General features: G+C 70.0%; 15 protein-coding genes. 5 read left to right on the top strand and 10 right to left on the bottom strand.

Annotated features, from left to right (window positions below):
• A partial coding sequence (locus AC069R_RS29535; protein ID WP_478769816.1) for a hypothetical protein occupies positions 1 to 225 on the top strand: 225 nt, incomplete at its 5' end.
• A gap of 100 nt (positions 226 to 325) precedes the next feature.
• Here the strand turns inward: AC069R_RS29535 and AC069R_RS29530 are convergent.
• The 3 genes from AC069R_RS29530 to thyX all read right to left on the bottom strand — a co-directional run bounded on the left by AC069R_RS29530 (position 326) and on the right by thyX (position 4,081).
• Positions 326 to 2,011: a ribonuclease J gene (locus AC069R_RS29530; protein ID WP_397983706.1), complete on the bottom strand. Its 1,686-nt coding sequence runs from the start codon at positions 2,009 to 2,011 to the stop codon at positions 326 to 328.
• A 204-nt stretch (positions 2,012 to 2,215) separates the two neighbouring features.
• Positions 2,216 to 3,115, bottom strand: coding sequence for a 4-hydroxy-tetrahydrodipicolinate synthase (gene dapA / locus AC069R_RS29525; RefSeq protein WP_478769815.1), 900 nt, complete (start codon positions 3,113 to 3,115; stop codon positions 2,216 to 2,218).
• Between the two features lie 237 nt (positions 3,116 to 3,352).
• Complete coding sequence (gene thyX, locus AC069R_RS29520; protein ID WP_478769814.1) at positions 3,353 to 4,081, bottom strand: FAD-dependent thymidylate synthase; 729 nt, start codon at positions 4,079 to 4,081, stop codon at positions 3,353 to 3,355.
• A gap of 196 nt (positions 4,082 to 4,277) precedes the next feature.
• On the opposite strand from thyX, the gene AC069R_RS29515 reads away from it, so the two are divergent.
• Together AC069R_RS29515 and AC069R_RS29510 are read left to right on the top strand one after the other, a co-directional pair.
• A complete protein-coding gene (locus tag AC069R_RS29515; RefSeq protein WP_471067247.1) occupies positions 4,278 to 4,514 on the top strand; it encodes a hypothetical protein in 237 nt (78 codons plus the stop codon).
• Between the two features lie 90 nt (positions 4,515 to 4,604).
• On the top strand, positions 4,605 to 5,156 hold the full coding sequence (locus AC069R_RS29510) for a hypothetical protein (RefSeq protein WP_478769813.1): 552 nt from the start codon (positions 4,605 to 4,607) through the stop codon (positions 5,154 to 5,156).
• Positions 5,157 to 5,406: 250 nt separating this feature from the next.
• Here the strand turns inward: AC069R_RS29510 and AC069R_RS29505 are convergent, their stop codons facing one another.
• The 5 genes from AC069R_RS29505 to rpsO form a co-directional block, all read right to left on the bottom strand.
• Positions 5,407 to 5,862, bottom strand: a complete 456-nt coding sequence (locus AC069R_RS29505) for a hypothetical protein (protein WP_478769812.1) — start codon at positions 5,860 to 5,862, stop codon at positions 5,407 to 5,409.
• Between the two features lie 14 nt (positions 5,863 to 5,876).
• Positions 5,877 to 6,629, bottom strand: coding sequence for a 4-hydroxy-tetrahydrodipicolinate reductase (gene dapB, locus AC069R_RS29500; RefSeq protein ID WP_471067241.1), 753 nt, complete (start codon positions 6,627 to 6,629; stop codon positions 5,877 to 5,879).
• 51 nt (positions 6,630 to 6,680) lie between these two features.
• Complete coding sequence (locus AC069R_RS29495; protein WP_478769811.1) at positions 6,681 to 8,060, bottom strand: M16 family metallopeptidase; 1,380 nt, start codon at positions 8,058 to 8,060, stop codon at positions 6,681 to 6,683.
• Complete coding sequence (locus AC069R_RS29490) at positions 8,057 to 10,273, bottom strand: polyribonucleotide nucleotidyltransferase (RefSeq protein WP_478769810.1); 2,217 nt, start codon at positions 10,271 to 10,273, stop codon at positions 8,057 to 8,059. The genes AC069R_RS29495 and AC069R_RS29490 overlap by 4 nt, the downstream gene beginning before the upstream one ends.
• A gap of 351 nt (positions 10,274 to 10,624) precedes the next feature.
• Positions 10,625 to 10,912 carry a 30S ribosomal protein S15 gene (rpsO, locus tag AC069R_RS29485; protein ID WP_030177470.1) on the bottom strand — a complete coding sequence of 96 codons (288 nt, stop codon included), beginning with the start codon at positions 10,910 to 10,912 and terminating at the stop codon, positions 10,625 to 10,627.
• A gap of 282 nt (positions 10,913 to 11,194) precedes the next feature.
• On the opposite strand from rpsO, the gene AC069R_RS29480 reads away from it, so the two are divergent.
• Entirely contained in the window at positions 11,195 to 11,488 is a 294-nt protein-coding gene (locus AC069R_RS29480; protein WP_397983715.1) for a DUF397 domain-containing protein, read from the top strand.
• An 84-nt stretch (positions 11,489 to 11,572) separates the two neighbouring features.
• On the opposite strand, the gene AC069R_RS29475 is transcribed toward AC069R_RS29480, so the two are convergent.
• Positions 11,573 to 13,063: an outer membrane protein assembly factor BamB family protein gene (locus tag AC069R_RS29475; RefSeq protein WP_478769809.1), complete on the bottom strand. Its 1,491-nt coding sequence runs from the start codon at positions 13,061 to 13,063 to the stop codon at positions 11,573 to 11,575.
• Positions 13,064 to 13,127: 64 nt separating this feature from the next.
• Positions 13,128 to 14,621 carry a type VII secretion integral membrane protein EccD gene (gene eccD, locus AC069R_RS29470; protein ID WP_478769808.1) on the bottom strand — a complete coding sequence of 498 codons (1,494 nt, stop codon included), beginning with the start codon at positions 14,619 to 14,621 and terminating at the stop codon, positions 13,128 to 13,130.
• 306 nt (positions 14,622 to 14,927) lie between these two features.
• Between eccD and eccCa the strand changes: the two genes are divergently transcribed.
• The gene (eccCa, locus tag AC069R_RS29465; RefSeq protein ID WP_478769807.1) at positions 14,928 to 18,893 is read left to right on the top strand and encodes a type VII secretion protein EccCa; all 3,966 of its coding nucleotides are present in this window, start codon (positions 14,928 to 14,930) and stop codon (positions 18,891 to 18,893) included.
• Position 18,894 lies beyond the last annotated feature (1 nt).

The raw sequence follows: 18,894 nt of genomic DNA, 5'->3' as shown, positions 1-18,894 counted from the left end.
CTGTTGAGTTCTCAAGGAACGGTCGCTTCCTTTGTACTCACCCTCTCGGGCTTTCCTCCGGGCTTCCCTTCGTGTTTCCGACTCTATCAGATCTTTTCTCGATCCGATTTCCTCGGTGCTTTCCAGGTTCCCGCTCTCGCGTTTCCCTTTCCGGCGGATCCGACTTTATCAGAAGTTCTGAGCCGGATTTCCCGGCCGGTCCGGGGCACCTTGTCCGGCACGTGAAGTGCTGGGGTTCCCAACCCGGCGGGGTCGTAAACGTACTGGAGCGGGGCGCCCCGATGCAAATCGAGGCGCCCCGCTCCCGGTCCGAGCCGACGGGTCGTCAGACCTCCACGACCACGGGCAGGATCATCGGCCTGCGGCGGTAGTTGTCCGAGACCCACTTGCCGAGGGTGCGGCGGATCAGCTGCTGGAGCTGGTGGGGCTCCACGACACCGTCCTGGGCGGACCGCTCCAGGACCTCGTTGATCTTCGGGACGACCTCGGTGAAGGCCGTGTCCTCGATGCCCGAGCCGCGGGCCTGGATGTGCGGGCCGCCGGTGATCTTGCCGGTGGAGGAGTCCACCACCACGAAGACCGAGATGATGCCCTCGTCACCGAGGATTTTGCGGTCCTTGAGCGCGGGCTCGCCCACATCGCCGACGGAGAGCCCGTCGACGTAGACGTAGCCGGCCTGGACCTTGCCGGAGATCTTGGCCTTGCCCTCGACCAGGTCCACCACCACGCCGTCCTCGGCGATGACGATCCGGTCGTGCGGGACGCCCGTGAGCGCGCCCAGCTCGGCGTTGGCGCGCAGATGGCGCCATTCGCCGTGCACCGGCATCAGGTTCTTCGGGCGGCAGATGTTGTAGAAGTACAGCAGCTCGCCCGCGGAGGCATGGCCGGAAACATGCACCTTGGCGTTGCCCTTGTGGACGACGTTGGCGCCCCAGCGGGTCAGGCCGTTGATCACGCGGTAGACCGCGTTCTCGTTTCCGGGGATCAGCGACGAGGCCAGGATGACCGTGTCGCCGTCGACGATGCGGATCTGGTGGTCGCGGTTGGCCATCCGGGACAGCGCCGCCATCGGCTCGCCCTGGGAGCCCGTGCAGACCAGGACCACCTCGTGGTCGGGCAGGTCGTCCAGCGTCCTGACGTCGACCACCAGGCCCGGCGGCACCTTCAGGTAGCCGAGGTCGCGGGCGATGCCCATGTTGCGGACCATGGAGCGGCCGACGAAGGCGACCCGGCGGCCGTACTCGTGCGCGGCGTCCAGAATCTGCTGGATGCGGTGGACGTGGCTGGCGAAGCTCGCCACGATGATGCGCTTGCGGGCGCCGGCGAAGACCGTGCGCAGCACGCTGGAGATGTCCCGCTCGTGCGGGGTGAAGCCGGGGACCTCGGCGTTCGTGGAGTCGCTCAGCAGGAGGTCGATGCCCTCCTCGCTGAGCCGCGCGAACGCGTGCAGGTCGGTGAGGCGGTTGTCCAGCGGCAGCTGGTCCATCTTGAAGTCGCCGGTGTGCACCACCATGCCCGCGGGGGTGCGGATGGCGACGGCCAGGGCGTCCGGGATGGAGTGGTTGACGGCGATGAACTCGCAGTCGAAGGGGCCGATGCGCTCGCGGTTCCCCTCGGCCACCTCCAGGGTGTACGGCCGGATGCGGTGCTCCTGGAGCTTGGCCTCGATCAGCGCGAGGGTCAGCTTGGAGCCGATCAGCGGGATGTCCGGCTTCTCGCGGAGCAGGAAGGGGACACCGCCGATGTGGTCCTCGTGGCCATGGGTGAGGACGATGCCCTCGATGTCGTCGAGACGGTCCCGGATCGACGAGAAGTCCGGCAGGATCAGGTCGATTCCGGGCTGCTCCTCCTCGGGGAAGAGCACTCCGCAGTCGACGATGAGCAGACGGCCGCCGTACTCGAAGACCGTCATGTTCCGGCCGATCTCGCCGAGACCGCCGAGCGGGGTGACCCTCAGGCCGCCGGCGGGGAGCGGCGGGGGCGGGCCGAGTTCAGGGTGCGGATGACTCAAAAGACTCTCCTCAACCACACGCGCCACGTACCGGTACGGCACGTGGCGCGCATGACGTTCGTGCGAAGCAGTTGTCGTTGGTGATGCGGGCACCGGTGGCCCGCCGTATTCGGTTGTGGTGTCTTCAGTTGTGAAGCTCCGGGAGCCGCTGGAGCCTTTGGAGCTTCTGGACCACGGGGGTCCGGGTGGTGCTGAAGTCTGTTGCTAGAGCTGTACCCCGCCGGCGGCAAGATCGATCTTGAGCTGGGCGATCTCCTCGGGCGAACACGCGACCATGGGCGAGCGCAGCGGGCCGCCGGGCAGTCCGAGCAGGTCGAGCGCGGCCTTGGTGGTCATGACGCCCTGGGTGCGGAACATGCCGGTGTAGACCGGGAGCAGCTTCTGGTGGATCTCGGTGGCCTTGACGACGTCACCGGAGGTGTACGCGTCGACGAGGGCGCGCAGGTCCGGGGTGACCAGGTGGCCGACGACCGAGACGAAGCCGACCGCGCCCACGGACAGCAGGGGCAGGTTCAGCATGTCGTCGCCGGAGTACCAGGCGAGTCCGGACTGGGCGATGGCCCAGCTGGCGCGGCCGAGGTCGCCCTTGGCGTCCTTGTTGGCGACGATCCGGGGGTGCTCGGCGAGCCGGACGAGGGTCTCGGTGTTGATCGGGACGCCGCTGCGGCCGGGGATGTCGTAGAGCATGTTCGGCAGGCCGGTCGCGTTGGCGATGGCCGTGAAGTGCCGGTACAGGCCCTCCTGCGGGGGCTTGTTGTAGTACGGCGTGACGACCAGGAGGCCGTGGGCGCCGATGCGCTCGGCCTCGCGGGCCAGCTCGATGCTGTGGTGGGTGTCGTTGGTGCCGACCCCGGCCACGACGTGGGCGCGGTCGCCGACCGCTGCCAGGACGGCTCGTACGAGGTCCGCTTTCTCCGCGTCGCTGGTGGTGGGGGACTCGCCGGTGGTCCCGTTGACGATCAGGCCGTCGTTGCCTGCGTCCACCAGGTGGGCGGCGAGCCGCTGCGCGCCGTCGAGGTCGAGTGCGCCGTCCGCCGTGAAGGGCGTGACCATGGCGGTGAGGACCCGCCCGAAGGGGGTCTGCGGAGTCGAGGTCGGAGCCATGGGTAACACGCTACTCGGTGCGCCCTGCGCGGTCTGCCCTTGGGGGTCCGGGCAAGTCAGGACAAAAGTGGAACCCGGCACTGCCTGCTCGGGGGTTCAAGCAGTGCCGGGTCCGTTTGATCAGGCTAGATGAACTTCTCTAAATGCCGCAATACGGACACTTCAGGAGGCTGACCCGCACATCCGTTCCGCGCGGTGGAACAGGGCCGTGGGCGGCCCCTTCGTCCAGGGGCCTGGTTACGGGGCGACGCGGCCGTTCGCGTTGTAGGCGGCGTACGTCAGCGGCATGAGCTTCGCCCACTCCGCCTCCATCTTCTCGCCCACCATCTCGATCTCCCGCTGCGGGAAGGACGGCACCTTGGCCAGCTCGTGCTGGGTGCGCAGGCCGAGGAAGTGCATCAGGGAGCGCGCGTTGCAGGTGGCGTACATCGAGGAGTACAGGCCGACGGGAAGCACCGAGCGGGCGACCTCGCGGGCGACACCCTCGGCGAGAAGGTGCTGGTAGGCGGCGTACGACTGCTCGTACGACGCCTCCAGGGTGCCCTTGACGGCGGCGTGCTGCTCCGGGGTGCCCTCGACGAAGACGTACTTGCCGGGGCGGCCCTGCTGCACGAGCTTGCGGGAGGCGTCCGGGACGTAGAAGACGGGCTCCAGCTCCCGGTAGCGGCCGGACTCCTCGTTGTAGGACCAGCCCACGCGGTGCCGCATGAACTCGCGGAAGACGAAGATCGGGGCGCTGATGAAGAAGGTCATCGAGTTGTGCTCGAACGGGCTGCCGTGCCGGTCGCGCATCAGGTAGTTGATCAGGCCCTTGGAGCGCTCGGGGTCCTTCTTCAGCTCGTCCAGGGACTGCTCGCCGGCGGTGGAGACGCGGGCGGCGAAGAGGACGTCGGCGTCCGAAGCGCTGGACTTCACCAGCTCGACGGTGACATCGCTGCGGAACGTGAGCGACTCGGGGGTGGTCACGGGGGTTGGGGTCCTTCCCTCACTTCGGTGGTTCGCGCCCACCTTACGGGGCACCCGCCGGGGCCGGAGCGGGGCCTCACCCCGAAAAACGCGCCGACGATTTTTTCCGACATGGGCACCTTTTGCGGTACTCGATCGTCTGTACCGGTGAGACCCGCACGTTCGATGCTGAAACGGGAAAGGAGTGGCAACCGCGATGTCCCGCCGGCGTGAGCCCGTACCCTTCGCCTTCCTCGCCGAGGGCGATACGTTCCGCAGCAATGTGACTCCCCCGCCGCGGCAGCGAGGGTCCTTCGGTGAGATAGCCGGGCGCTGGCTGCTGGCGCTGACCGTCGTGGCCGGGCTGGTGGGTGCGCTGCTCGTCGGCATGCCAGCGCTGTCCACGCCGGCCGATCCGCCGGCGCCGCAGTCCCAGGCGTCCCAGGGGCACTGACCCTTACGGCGGTTCCGGGCTGGTGAGCGGGCAGGCGGCCGGATAGCCTCACCGGGCACAGCCCCCGCGAGCAGCGAGTGAGGAACCGCCGTGCCCCTGCCCTTCCTGACGGCCGACCGTCCCTTCGAGGTGGCCTCCGAGAGCGCATTGCCGTACGACGACCGGGACCGCTGGCGGCGTCCCTACCGGCCCGGCCCCTGGCGGGTGGGAGTGGCGGCGCTGGTGCTGATGGTGGCGTCGTTCGTGCTGTTCGCGGCGGTGCTGATCGCGGTGACCGGGTCGTCGTCGTCCGCGGCGGTGGTGCTCGGTATCGGCCTGGTGGTGATCGCCGGCGCGCTGCGGTTGCTGCGGGTCGGGGTGTGGGTGAGTCCGCGGGGAGTACGGCAGGTCGGGTTGCTGAGGACGCGGACGGTGCCGTGGGCGCGGGTGGGGTCGGTGCGGACGGTGCAGCAGCCGGTGCGGTGGCTGGGGATGCCGAGGACGGTGCAGGGGCAGGCCCTGGTGCTGGTCCGGGTGGACCGGGGGGCGGGGGATGCGGGGGTGTTGCTGACGACGGCGTCGCTGGACTTTCTCAACCGGCCGGCGGGGTTTGACCGGGCGGCGGATGCGGTGGAGGCGTGGGCGGCGGAACGCTGCCATTGAGGTGCCCTGTGCTGCGGCTGGGCGGGGGTTGGGTCGCTTGCCGGCGCTGGCCGGGTGCCTCCCCCAGAGGGGGTACCCCCAGCGCCCACCCTCCCCCACGCTCGGCTTCGCTCGCGCGGGGAGACCCCCATCGCCCCAAGCGGCACGACTGCCCGCAGCTAAAGCGACCGTGCCCCGTAAGGGGCGCGGGGAACTGCGCGATCGGCCACCGCGCACCCGCAGATGTGGAGTCGGCCGGTGTCCCGCGAGGTCAGACGTCCGTCGGGACGCGGCCCGCGTGCAGGGCGATGGCTCGTTGCATGGCCTTGCGGGCGCGAGGCGTGTCGCGGGCGTCGTGGTAGGCGACCGCCAGGCGGAACCAGCAGCGCCAGTCGTCCGGGGACGCCTCCGTCTCGGCCTTGCGGCGGGCGAAGACCTCGTCGGCCGAGTCGCGGTCGATACGGCCGCCCGCCGTGCGCTTGAGCTCGTCCACCGGCAGGCCCCCCTCCGCGTCGAGTTCGGCGGCGAGCTGGTTGGCCCGGCGGACGAACTGGGTGTTCTTCCACAGGAACCACAGGCCGATGACCGGCAGGATCAGCACCGCGATCCCGAAGGTCACGGTGAGAGCCGTACCGGTCTCTATGAGCAGCACGCCGCGGCTGCCGACCAGGACGAAGTAGAAGACCAGGACGGCGGCCGTGACAAGGTAGTTGATCTTCGCGCGCATGGCAGGGAGTGTTCTCAGCTCAGGTCGAGGAAGTGCTCCAGGCCGAAGGTCAGGCCCGGAGTGGTGACCACGCGGCGCGCGCCGAGCAGGATGCCCGGCATGAAGCTGCTGTGGTGCAGGGAGTCGTGCCGGATGGTGAGGGTCTCGCCCTCGGCGCCGAGCAGCACCTCCTGGTGGGCCAGGAGGCCGCGCAGCCGTACGGCGTGCACGGGGACGCCGTCCACGTCGGCGCCGCGGGCACCGTCGAGCGCGGTGACCGTGGCGTCCGGGGCCGGCGCGGTGCCGGCGGCGCGGCGGGCCTCGGCGATGAGCTGCGCCGTGCGCGTGGCCGTGCCGGACGGCGCGTCGACCTTGTTGGGGTGGTGCAGCTCGACCACCTCGACCGACTCGAAGTAGGGCGCCGCGAGCTGCGCGAACTTCATGGTCAGCACGGCCCCGATGGAGAAGTTCGGGGCGATGAGCACGCCGGTTTCCGGGGACTGGCCGAGCCAGCCCGTCAGCTGCGCGAGGCGGTCCTCGGTCCAGCCGGTCGTGCCGACGACCGCGTGGATGCCGTGGCGCACGCAGAAGTCGAGGTTGCCCATGACCGAGGCGGGAGTGGTCAGTTCGACGGCGACCTGGGCGCCGGTCTCCGCCAGCGTCTCCAGCTTGTCGCCGCGGCCGAGGGCGGCCACCAGCTCCATGTCCTCGGCGGCCTCGACCGCCTTGACCGCCTCGGACCCGATCCGGCCCCTGGCCCCGAGGACCGCCACGCGCAGCTTGCTCATCCTTGCTTCCTCACGATCCTTGCTGACTTGCCGACTTGTCGATTCCGAAGGTCAGGCGACGGCGTCGTGCAGTCGCGCGGCCTGTTTGTCCTTGAGCGGGCCGATGACGGACAGCGACGGGCGCCTGCCCAGGATGTCGCGGGCGACCGCGCGGACCTCGTCCGGAGTGACCGCGGCTATCTTCGCCAGCATGTCGTCCACCGACATCTGCTCGCCCCAGCACAGCTCGCTCTTGCCGATGCGGTTCATCAGCGCGCCGGTGTCCTCCAGACCGAGGACCGTGGAGCCGCGCAACTGGCCGATGGCGCGGGCGATCTCGTCGTCGGTCAGCCCGTTGGCGGCGACCTGGTCGAGTTCGTCGCGGCAGATCCGCAGCACGTCGTGCACCTGGCTGGGACGGCAGCCGGCGTAGACGCCGAACAGACCGCAGTCGGCGAAGCCGGAGGTGTACGAGTACACGCTGTAGGCCAGGCCGCGCTTCTCCCGGACCTCCTGGAAGAGGCGCGAGGACATGCCGCCGCCGAGGGCGGTGTTGAGGACGCCCATGGCCCAGCGCCGGTCGTCGGTGCGGGCGAGACCCGGCATGCCGAGGACGACATGGGCCTGTTCGGTCTTGCGGCCGAGCAGTTCGACCTTGCCGAAGGTGCGGATCGTACGGCTGCCGTCGCGCGGGCCGATGGGCTGTGCGTCCGGGTTCTTCAGCGCGCCCGCCTTCTCGAAGGCCGCGCGGACCTGTCGTACGACCTTGTTGTGGTCGATGTTGCCGGCGCAGGCGACCACGAGGTGGGTCGGGTCGTAGTGCTTCTTGTAGAAGCGGCGGATGCGGTCGGCGGTCAGGGCGTTGACGGTGTCGACGGTGCCGAGGACGGGCCGGCCGAGGGCGTTGTCGCCGAACATGGTGTGCGCGAACAGGTCGTGCACGCAGTCGCCGGGGTCGTCCTCGGTCATCGCGATCTCTTCGAGGATCGCGCCGCGTTCGACGTCGACGTCCTCCTCGACGATGAGCGAGCCGGTCAGCATGTCGCAGACGACGTCGATGGCCAGCGGCAGGTCGGTGTCGAGCACGCGTGCGTAGTAGCACGTGTACTCCTTGGCCGTGAACGCGTTCATCTCGCCGCCGACGGCGTCGATGGCGGCGGAGATGTCCAGCGCGGAGCGGCGCTCGGTGCCCTTGAAGAGCAGGTGCTCCAGGTAGTGCGTGGCGCCGTTCAGGGACGGGGTCTCGTCGCGGGAGCCGACGTGCGCCCAGATGCCGAAGGTCGCGGAGCGGACGGAGGGCAGGGTCTCGGTGACGACGCGCAGGCCACCGGGGAGGGTGGTCTTGCGGACGGTGCCGATGCCGCCGGTGCCCTTGATGAGGGTTTGGGTACGGGCGACGGCCCGCGCCTCCGAAGAGGGGCGGGCCGTCACCTGTGAGCTACGGGACGTCACTGCTCGGCGTCGTCCTTCGCCTCGTCGCCGTCCTCGCCCTCGATCACCGGGACGAGGGAGAGCTTGCCGCGCGAGTCGATCTCGGCGATCTCGACCTGGACCTTCTGGCCCACGCCGAGGACGTCCTCGACGTTCTCCACGCGCTTGCCGCCGGCGAGCTTGCGGATCTGCGAGATGTGCAGCAGACCGTCCTTGCCGGGCAGCAGGGAGACGAACGCGCCGAAGGTGGTGGTCTTGACGACCGTACCCAGGTAGCGCTCGCCGACCTCGGGCATCGTCGGGTTGGCGATGCCGTTGATCGTGGCGCGGGCGGCCTCGGCCGAGGGACCGTCGGCGGCACCGATGTAGATGGTGCCGTCGTCCTCGATGGTGATCTCGGCGCCCGTGTCCTCCTGGATCTGGTTGATCATCTTGCCCTTGGGGCCGATGACCTCACCGATCTTGTCGACCGGGATCTTGACGGTGATGATCCGCGGGGCGTGCGGGCTCATCTCGTCGGGCCGGTCGATGGCCTCCATCATCACGTCGAGGATGTGCAGGCGGGCGTCGCGGGCCTGCTTGAGGGCCGCGGCGAGGACGGAGGCCGGGATGCCGTCCAGCTTGGTGTCGAGCTGGAGGGCGGTCACGAAGTCCTTGGTGCCGGCGACCTTGAAGTCCATGTCGCCGAAGGCGTCCTCCGCACCGAGGATGTCGGTGAGGGTGACGTAGTGCGTCTCGCCGTCGATCTCCTGGGAGATCAGACCCATGGCGATGCCGGCGACGGGGGCCTTCAGCGGCACACCGGCGTTCAGCAGCGACATGGTGGAGGCGCAGACCGAGCCCATGGACGTCGAACCGTTGGAGCCGAGGGCCTCGGACACCTGGCGGATCGCGTAGGGGAACTCCTCGCGGGTCGGCAGCACCGGCACGAGGGCGCGCTCGGCGAGGGCGCCGTGGCCGATCTCGCGGCGCTTCGGGGAGCCGACGCGGCCGGTCTCGCCGGTGGAGTACGGCGGGAAGTTGTAGTTGTGCATGTAGCGCTTGCGGGTCACCGGGGAGAGGGTGTCCAGCTGCTGCTCCATGCGGAGCATGTTGAGGGTGGTGACGCCCAGGATCTGGGTCTCGCCACGCTCGAACAGCGCGGAGCCGTGCACCCGCGGGATGGCCTCGACCTCGGCGGCGAGCGTACGGATGTCCGTGACGCCGCGGCCGTCGATGCGCTTCTTCTCCTTGATGACGCGCTCACGGACCAGGGTCTTGGTCAGCGAGCGGTACGCGGCGGAGATCTCCTTCTCGCGGCCCTCGAACTCCGGGAGGAGCTTCTCGGCGGCAAGCGCCTTGACGCGGTCCAGCTCGGCCTCGCGCTCCTGCTTGCCGGCGATGGTGAGCGCCTGGGCGAGCTCGGGCTTGACTGCGGCGGTCAGGGCCTCCAGCACGTCGTCCTGGTAATCCAGGAAGATCGGGAACTCGCCGGTCGGCTTGGCGGCCTTGGCGGCGAGGTCGGCCTGGGCGCGGCAGAGGACCTTGATGAACGGCTTCGCGGCCTCCAGGCCGGCGGCGACGACCTCCTCGGTCGGCGCCTCGACACCGCCCTCGACCAGCTTGATGGTCTTCTCGGTGGCCTCGGCCTCGACCATCATGATCGCGACGTCGCCGTCCTCCAGGACGCGGCCCGCGACGACCATGTCGAAGACGGCGTCCTCGAGCTCGGTGTGCGTCGGGAAGGCGACCCACTGGCCGCGGATCAGCGCGACGCGTACGCCGCCGATCGGGCCGGAGAAGGGCAGACCGGCCAGCTGGGTGGACGCGGACGCGGCGTTGATCGCGACGACGTCGTACAGGTGGTCGGGGTTGAGCGCCATGACCGTACAGACGACCTGGATCTCGTTGCGCAGGCCCTTCTTGAAGGACGGGCGCAGCGGGCGGTCGATCAGGCGGCAGGTGAGGATCGCGTCCTCGGAGGGGCGGCCCTCGCGGCGGAAGAAGCTGCCGGGGATCTTGCCGGCGGCGTACATCCGCTCCTCGACGTCCACCGTGAGGGGGAAGAAGTCGAGCTGGTCCTTGGGGTTCTTGGAGGCGGTGGTGGCCGACAGCACCATGGTGTCGTCGTCCAGGTAGGCCACGGCGGAGCCGGCGGCCTGCTTGGCCAGGCGGCCCGTCTCGAAGCGGATGGTGCGGGTACCGAAGGCGCCGTTGTCGATGACGGCCTCGGCGTAGTGGGTCTCGTTCTCCACTAGCGTTTTCTCCGTTGCTTATCGTCTTTTGTCCCTGGCCTGCCCGTGTGGCAGGGGGACGGTGGTGGAGAAGCGCGCCTGGTGCGGGCCGGTCTTCGATCGAAGCACCCGGGGTTCGCTTCCCCCGGGGGCCACTACCGAGGACCGGCGGCGGCGTGGTGCGCTTCTCCTCGTCTTGTGTCGTGCGTTCTTGCGTACTGCGTTCTTGCTTGCGTACTGCGTCTTGCCTGGTGCGTTCTTGCGTTGTGCTACCACACTACAAAGCGTGAGTGACACCGCGCACGTTTCCGCACGTACAGCAAAGGGAGCGGCCCCCGAGTCCTGTCGGGAACCGCTCCCCTCACGGCGTCCTTACTTGGCGCCGGCCGCACCGCGGCGGATGCCGAGGCGGTCGACCAGCGCACGGAAGCGCTGGATGTCCTTCTTCGCCAGGTACTGCAGCAGGCGACGGCGCTGACCGACCAGGATCAGCAGGCCACGACGGCTGTGGTGGTCGTGCTTGTGGGTCTTGAGGTGCTCGGTCAGGTCGGAGATCCGACGGGACAGCAGAGCGACCTGGACCTCGGGGGAGCCGGTGTCACCCTCCTTGGTACCGAACTCGCCGATGATCTGCTTCTTCGTAGCGGCGTCGAGCGACACGCGTACTCCTCATAGTCTGTTGAGGCCACCGAGTGCCCCCGGTCTGCGTCTCGGGGGAGCTTCCGTGACTCGGAAGGCGGGGATCCGCTGCGCGCGGCATCCAGGGCACAGGGCTCCGGGGGTGCGTACACGAACGGCCGTCACTCAGGGTACCAGGCAGCGGCGGACCCGTTTCCCCCGGTCGGCGAACCCCTCCGGGGAGTGGCGTGCGGCCACTAGGGTGAGCACCAGGACTGTACGTCACCGGGACCGTACGTTATGCCGGGAAGGGGTCGCCGCGAGATGGCGGAAACGGAAGCCGAGATCAAGGCACGCAAGGAGCGCGAGCGCGACGAGCTGTACGCGCTGGACATCTCGGACGTCGAGTGGCACTGCGCTCCGGGCACCGAGGAGCACGAGGAGCGCGTCGAGATCGCGTACCTCCCCGAGGGGGCCGTAGCCATGCGGTCCTCCCTCGACCCGGACACGGTGCTGCGCTACACCGAGGCGGAGTGGCGAGCGTTCGTGCTGGGGGCGCGGGACGGCGAGTTCGACCTGAAGCCGATGGCGCACAACGGGGGGCTGGACGTCCAGTAGGGGCGCCGGGAGCGACGGAAGGGGCGGCACACCCTGGGGGTGCCGCCCCTTTCGTCTGCGCGGGGTCGGTGCAGCTGTACGGGGTCAGTGCTTGAGGCCGGCGGTGCCGACGCCGAACACCGAGACGACCGAGCCTGCCTTGCGCCAGTCGTCGAACTCCAACTGGTAAGGGGCGAAGAACGCATGACCTTGCTGGTACAGGATGAACGAGAACTCGGGGTTGTCCTCCACTTTCCCCCCGTACTTGATGTCTCCCTGAGGCACGTGGAACAGGAGATACGGGGTCTCCTTGCCGGTGCGGGGGTTCCAGTCGACGATGGCCGCGGGCTGCACGTCGTCCAGGCTGCTGCGGTAGAGGATCAGGTCGTCGCCGTTCATGCGGACGGGGAGGACCTTCTGGAATGGCCGGCCCTGGAAAGTGGCGACGGCCGTGCCCTTCCGGACGTCGAATGCCGTGATGTGGTTGGCGGGCTTGAAGATGCCGACCGAGTCCTTGCTCATGACGAAGACCCGGTCGCGGCCCACCGCGATGCCCGTGCACTTGTCGACGACTCCGAAGCCGTCCGCGGGGCCGCACTCGGGCTCGTACTTCTTCAGCGAGATGGTGGCCTGGAGCTCGCCCGTGCCGGGGTTCAGGGTGATCAGGTCCGTGACCATGATGTCCCCGGCCGCGACGGCGATCACGGGCGGGTCGGAGGACGGCAGGTACACCCTTTGGACGCCTTTGCTGACCGGATACCGCCAGACGACCTTGCCGCTGCGCGGTTCGAGCTTCTCCACCCGGTAGGTCTTCTCGTCGGCCTGCTTGCAGGTGACCAGGGCCAGCAGGGCGGGGCCCCCGGCGTAGCCCGTGTCGTGGCACTGGGAGGTGGCGAGGGTGGTGTTCCACAGCCGCCTGCCGCTGTCCACGTCGTACGCGACCGAGCCCTCTCCCCAGGCGAGGGCCACGACACCGCGGGTCAGGGCGATGTTCATGACGGAGAAGTCGGCGAAGTCGGCGGACGGCATCTTCTGCTTCCACAACTGCTTTCCGGTGCCGAGATCGAACACGAGCACTTGGTTGCAGCTGTCCTTCGCCGACTGGACGACGACCGCGGTCCGGTCGTCGACGGTGACGTCATGGCTGACGGCGCAGATGGGGCCGTCGAGGTGCAGGGTCCAGGCCGTGTTGTCGGGGTCCAGCGAATAGCCGATCTTGTAGCCGGTGATCCGGTTGGAGACGCCCCGCGCGACGATCTTGCCCGTGGCCCAGAGACCGGGCGAGTACCGGAAACGGCCCTTGGGGACCTTCTCCTCGTGCTTGACGACGGTCTGGCCCTCCGGGGAGACGGGCGGCTTCTCCGTGCTCAGGCGGTTGTCGCGCACGTCGTCCGGGGACTGCCGGGCCGGCTTGGCGTCGGCCGGGCCCTTCCGGTCGCCGGACGAGTGGTACCAGAGCAGGCCGGCGCCGACGCACAGCACGATCGCCACGGCCGCGGCGATCGCCCCCAGGAGGCGTCGGCGTCGTCGGCTGCGCGACTGGTCGGCCGCCAGCGCGGACTGTGTGTATGCGGACGGGGGCGGGCCGAAGCTCACGCTGCGGGATCCTTCTCTTCGCCGCCTCGCCGGGGGCAGGCGGTCCGGCGGTACGGGGTCCGGGTCACTTGCTGGTCATCGCGCGGGCGGCCGAGTACACGTCGAACACGGCGAGCGCGAGGGGGACCAGCGTGAGGAGGACGAAGCCCTCGACGATCTCCAGGAACCGTCCCCAGAAGGGGCTCAGGCCCCGGCGCGGGACGATGAGCCCGACGGCCGCCACGAGGGCCGCACCGCCCGCGATCGCCGCGGCGAGCCAGATGGCGCGGATGTCGAGGCCGGAGCGGTCGCCGGTGAGCGCGTCACGCAGGATGGACTGCGGCGGGTTGAGCGCCAGTCCGAGGCCGAGCAGCACGAGCGAGCCGAGCCCGGCCGCCAGGAGCGGGGCGACCTGTCCGGTGTAGCGGAACAGCTGGGCGCGCATCAGCAGGGCCACGGCCGTGGCGAGGGCGAGCAGCTGGGCCCAGATGTCGTCGGAGAAGCCGAGTACCGCGCAGGAGGCGAGGGCGGTCAGCGCGCAGCCGCCGACGAGCCCGACGAGGATCTCGTGGCCGCGGCGGGCCTGTGCCTCGATCCGCTTCAGGTCGACCGGCTCCTGTACGACGGTCTCCGTGCCGTAGGCGCTGCTCTGGGCGGAGTTCGGCGGCTCGAAGCCGATGGGCAGCCGGGCGAAACGCATGGACATCCCCGGCAGGAAGGCCAGGCCGCCGACCGCGAGGGGCGCACACAGGGCGGCGATGTCCTTGGGTGTCCAGTGCACGAGGACGGCCGTGAACACCGTGACCAGGCCGAGCGCGGACGCGAGGACGAAAGCGACGAACGGGGCGTCCCCGCCGGGTGTGCACAGGGTCAGGACGACCGAGGCGAGCAGGACGGCCGCGCACGCGAGCAGGAACTGGAGTTTGCCGACGCCCTGGCCGTGGGCCAGGGTGAGGAGGCCGGAGCCGGCCACACCGGCGTTGGGCAGGGCACCGAGGCCCAGGGCGATCGCGGAGCCCCGGTCGTCGTAGACCCGGCCGCGGACGGCGGCGAAGACGACGAGGAGCACTCCGGCGACGCCCGCGAGGACGCCGGGCAGGCTGTGCATGTCGTGCCGGGGGTCGGCCTGCCAGGTGACGAAGGCGAGCAGGGCGGACAGGACGCCCGCGCCGACGAGGCCCGCGACGCGGGTGAGGTCGTCGCTCCACAGGGTGCGATGCCGGGTCACCGAGGAGGCGACGGCCTCGGAGACGTCGTCGAAGACGGCCGGCGGCAGCGACTCGGAGAAGGGCCGCAGGGTGAGCAGTTCGCCGTCGAGGATCCGCTGTGCGGCGAAGGAGCGCGCGCTGTCGAGGACGGTGCCGTCCCGGCGCACCAGGTGGTAGCCGACCGGGGCGCCCTCGGCGGGGTCCTGCCGGGAGAGCCGGAGGATCTCCGGGTAGATGTCGGCGACCGGGATGTCGTCGGGCAGCGCCACGTCGATCCGGCTGTCGGGCGCGACGATCGTGACCCGGCAGAAACCGAGCCCCGACCCCGTTCCGGTGCCGGGCAGCGCTGTTCCCGTGGTCGTCGTGCTCACCTCGTACTCCCCCTCAGTGATGATCCTGCGTCCGTGTTGTGAAAATCCCGCGCCCCTCCCCGGCTGGAATTCCCGGGAATCGACGCAGCGGGCGCCGACCGGCTCCGCCAGGGGTGGCACGCGATGACGCCTCGCACGGAATACCCCGGTTCACGGGGTTTGTTCGCGTGTGCTCAAGCGAACACCCGGCACCCTACCCCGCACCGCTGACTCATGGAGTCAGTAGGATCACGCGGCGGCCTGCGTCCGTCCGTCAACGGGGGACGGACCTCTTTCTCGGGGGCCTGGCAAAGGAATTGGGGAGCAGTGAGCCACATCGTCGTGAAGCGCCCGCCGCGGGCGCTGCCGTCCGAAGTGCCCACAGGGGAGGTCGTTCTCCAGCCTCCTCCGGAATTGTCGCGGGGGCCGCAGGAAAGCGTCCTCATGCAATTGCTGCCGACGCTCGGTATGGGCGGCTCCGTGGTCTTCTTCTTCACGAACGGGCAGCCGTTCATGAAGATCATGGGCATGGTGATGATCGCGTCGACGGTCGGCATGTCCATCGCGATGATCATCCGCTTCCGGCGCGGTTCGCAGGGTCAACTCGCCGATGTGCGGCGCGACTACATGCGGTATCTGTCGGGGACCCGCGGCGCGGCCGTGGACACCGCGAAGGCGCAGCGCGACGCGCAGTACTACCTGCATCCCTCGCCCGAACAGTTGTGGGCGCTGGTCGCCGAGGGCAGCCGGGTCTGGGAACGCAGGCCGGGCGACGAGGACTTCGCCCAGGTGCGCATCGGACTGGGCTCCCAGGAGCTGGCCACCCCCCTCATCGCACCCGAGACCGGCCCGCCCGGCCGGCTGGAACCGCTCACGGCCGGGGCCATGGAGCGATTCCTCGACGTCCACAGCACCCTGAAAGATCTGCCGATGGCCGTATCGCTGCGCGCCTTCCACCACGTCACCGTCAGCGGCGACGCGGAGTGCGCGCGCTCGACCGTGCGTGCCCTCACCGGCTCGCTGGCCGCGCTGCACTCCCCCGAGGACCTGATCGTCGCGGTGCTGGCCGGCCGTGAGGCGCTGCCGCGCTGGGAGTGGGTCAAGTGGCTGCCGCACGCCCAGGCGCCGGACGCGGTGGACGGGGCGGGCACCCGGCGGCTGATCGGTCCCGACGCTCACGAGCTCGAAACGCTGCTCGCCGACCGTCTGGCCGGCCGCCCCCGGTTCCACCCGAGCGGCGCACCGCTCCTGGAGGAGCCCCATATCGTCGTCGTACTCGACGGGGTGTCCCTGCCGCCGGACTCCGTCCTGTCCAACGTGGAGGGGCTGCAAGGCGTCACGGTGATCGAGGTCGTGCCCGGAGAACCCACGGGTGCCCGCGGCGACCTCGCGGTCGTCGCCCAGAGCGGCCTCCTGCGGCTGGAGTCGGCGGACGGGGAGGTCTACGAGGGCACGCCGGACGCCCTGTCGTACGAGTCCGCCGAGGCCCTTGCCCGGCAACTGGCCCCGTTGCGGCTGGCCTCCGGCGGTGACGACGACGAACCGCTGCTGGCGAACCTGGAGTTCACCGAGCTGCTGAACCTCGGTGACGCGGCGTCCGTCGATCCGCAGCGCACCTGGCGGCCGCGGGGGCTGGCCGAGCGCCTGCGGGTGCCGATCGGTGTCGGTCCCGACGGCCGGCCCGTGATGCTGGACCTCAAGGAGGCCGCCCAGGAGGGCATGGGCCCGCACGGCCTGTGCGTGGGCGCGACCGGTTCCGGCAAGTCGGAGCTGCTGCGCACCCTGGTGCTGGGCCTCGCGGTCACCCACTCCTCGGAGACCCTGAACTTCGTCCTGGCCGACTTCAAGGGCGGCGCCACCTTCGCCGGCATGGCGCAGATGCCGCACGTGGCGGCGGTCATCACCAACCTGGCCGACGACCTCACGCTGGTCGACCGCATGGGCGACTCGATCCGCGGCGAGCTGAACCGCCGCCAGGAGATGCTGCGCGACGCGGGCAACTACGCCAACATCCACGATTACGAGAAGGCGCGCGCGGCCGGCGCCCCGCTCCAGCCGATCCCCTCGCTCGTGCTGGTGATCGACGAGTTCAGCGAACTGCTGACCGCGAAGCCGGACTTCATCGAGATGTTCGTGCAGATCGGCCGCATCGGCCGTTCGCTGGGCGTGCATCTGCTGCTGGCCTCGCAGCGCCTGGAGGAGGGCCGGCTGCGCGGCCTGGAGACGTATCTGTCGTACCGGATCGGTCTGCGGACCTTCTCCGCGGCCGAGTCCCGCGCGGCGCTCGGCGTCCCGGACGCCTACGAGCTGCCGAACGTGCCCGGTTCCGGTTTCCTGAAGTTCGGCACCGACGAAATGGTGCGGTTCAAGGCGGCGTACGTCTCCGGGGTGTACCGCTCCGGGGGCAGGCAGGGCGCTACGGCCGGGGGGCCGCTGCCCGTCGAACGGCGCCCGGTGCTGTTCACGGCCGCGGAGGTGCCCGTGCACTACGCGCCGGTGCCGAAGCAGCGCACGGAGTCGGCGGCGCAGGTCGACGACGCGCTCGCGGACACGGTGCTCGATGTGATCGTGCGCCGGCTGGAGGCGCAGGGGCCCGCGGCGCACCGGGTGTGGCTGCCGCCGCTGGACAGCCCGCCCTCGCTGGACGGGCTGCTGCCCAAGCTCACGGCCGTCCAGGGGCGCGGGCTCACCCAGCCGGATTACGAGGGTGCGGGACGCCTTGTCGTACCGGTGGGCCTCGTCGACAAGCCGTACGAGCAGCGCCGTGAGCCGCTGTGGCTCGACTTCTCCGGTGCCGCGGGCCATTTGCAGCTCCTGGGCGGCCCGCAGTCCGGCAAGTCCACCCTGCTGCGGTCGCTGATCTGCTCCTTCGCGCTGACGCACACGCCGCACGAGGTGCAGATCTACGGTCTCGACTTCGGTGGCGGTGGCATGGCGGCGGTATCCGGTCTGCCGCACGTGGGCGGGATCGCCTCCCGGCTGGACCCTGAGCGGGTGCGCCGTACGGTGGCCGAGGTCTACGGCGTGCTGCGGCGCCGCGAGGAGTACTTCCGGACGTCGGGCATCGCCTCGATCCAGGACTTCCGCACCCGGCGCGCCCGCGGCGAGATCTCCGTCACGGACCAGCCGTGGGGCGACGTCTTCCTGGTCATCGACGGCTGGGGCAACTTCCGCACCGACTACGACAGTCTGGAGCCGGCCGTCCTGGACATCGCCGCGCGCGGCCTCGGTTACGGCATCCACCTGGTCCTGACGGCATCGCGCTCGATGGAGGTCCGCGCCAACCTCAAGGACCATCTGATGAACCGCCTGGAGCTGCGGCTCGGTGACACCATGGACTCCGAGATCGACCGCAAGGTGGCGGCGAACGTGCCCGCGGGGGTGCCCGGTCGCGGTGTGTCGCCGCAGAAGCTGCACTTCATGGCGGCGGTGCCGCGGATCGACGGCCTGACGTCCGACACGGACCTGGCGGCTGCGACGGCCGCGCTGGCCGCCGAGGTCTCCCGGCACTGGCAGGCGCCGGGGGCGCCGCAGGTGCGGATGCTGCCGCGCGAACTCCCCGTGGCGCAACTGCCCGCGGGGGACCGGTTCCCCCGGCAGGGGGTCGCCTTCGGTATCGACGAGAACGACCTGGAACCGGTGTTCGTCGACTTCGAGACGGACCCGTTCTTCATGGTCTTCGGCGAGAGCGAGTCGGGTAAGTCGAACCTGCTGCGGCTCCTCATCGGGCAGCTGACGCAGCGCTACTCGGGCGACGAGGCGAAGTTCTTCGTGGTCGACAACCGGCGATCGCTGCTGGATGTCACCCCGGCCTCGCATCTGGCCGAGTACATCCCGATGTCCAACGCCATGGACCACCACATGGTGGCCCTCGCCGACCTGATGAAACGGCGTACGCCCACGGCCGATGTGACGGCCCAGCAGCTGCGGGAGCGCAGTTGGTGGCGCGGTCCGACGGTGTACGTGGTGGTGGACGACTACGACCTGGTGTCGACGTCCAGCGGAAACCCGCTGAGCGGCCTCACCGATCTGCTGCCGTTCGCCCGTGACGTCGGCGTGCGGTTCATCATCGCGCGGTCGACCGCGGGCGCGGGCCGGGCCTCGTTCGAGGCGTTCATGCAGCGGATGATGGAGCTGGGCGCGCAGGGCGTGGTACTGGCCGGCGACCCGAGCGAGGGCGACATCCTCGGCGGGGTGCGGCCACGGCCGATGCCGGCGGGCCGGGGCGTCTTCGTGTCGCGCAGGCGGGGGAAGATGCTGGTGCAGACGGGGTTGGTGGAGGAACGCTTTTAAA

The sequence above is a fragment of the Streptomyces sp. NPDC043952 genome, from assembly GCF_056435325.1.
This window is presented reverse-complemented; position numbering and strand designations above follow the sequence as displayed.

Bases quoted from the DNA above. Each gene is read 5' to 3' on its own strand.
- AC069R_RS29480 (WP_397983715.1), top strand. From the start codon at position 11,195: ATGGCGGAAACGGAAGCCGAGATCAAGGCACGCAAGGAGCGCGAGCGC.
- AC069R_RS29505 (WP_478769812.1), bottom strand. From the start codon at position 5,862: ATGCGCGCGAAGATCAACTACCTTGTCACGGCCGCCGTCCTGGTCTTC.
- dapB (WP_471067241.1), bottom strand. From the start codon at position 6,629: ATGAGCAAGCTGCGCGTGGCGGTCCTCGGGGCCAGGGGCCGGATCGGG.
- dapA (WP_478769815.1), bottom strand. From the start codon at position 3,115: ATGGCTCCGACCTCGACTCCGCAGACCCCCTTCGGGCGGGTCCTCACC.
- AC069R_RS29515 (WP_471067247.1), top strand. From the start codon at position 4,278: ATGTCCCGCCGGCGTGAGCCCGTACCCTTCGCCTTCCTCGCCGAGGGC.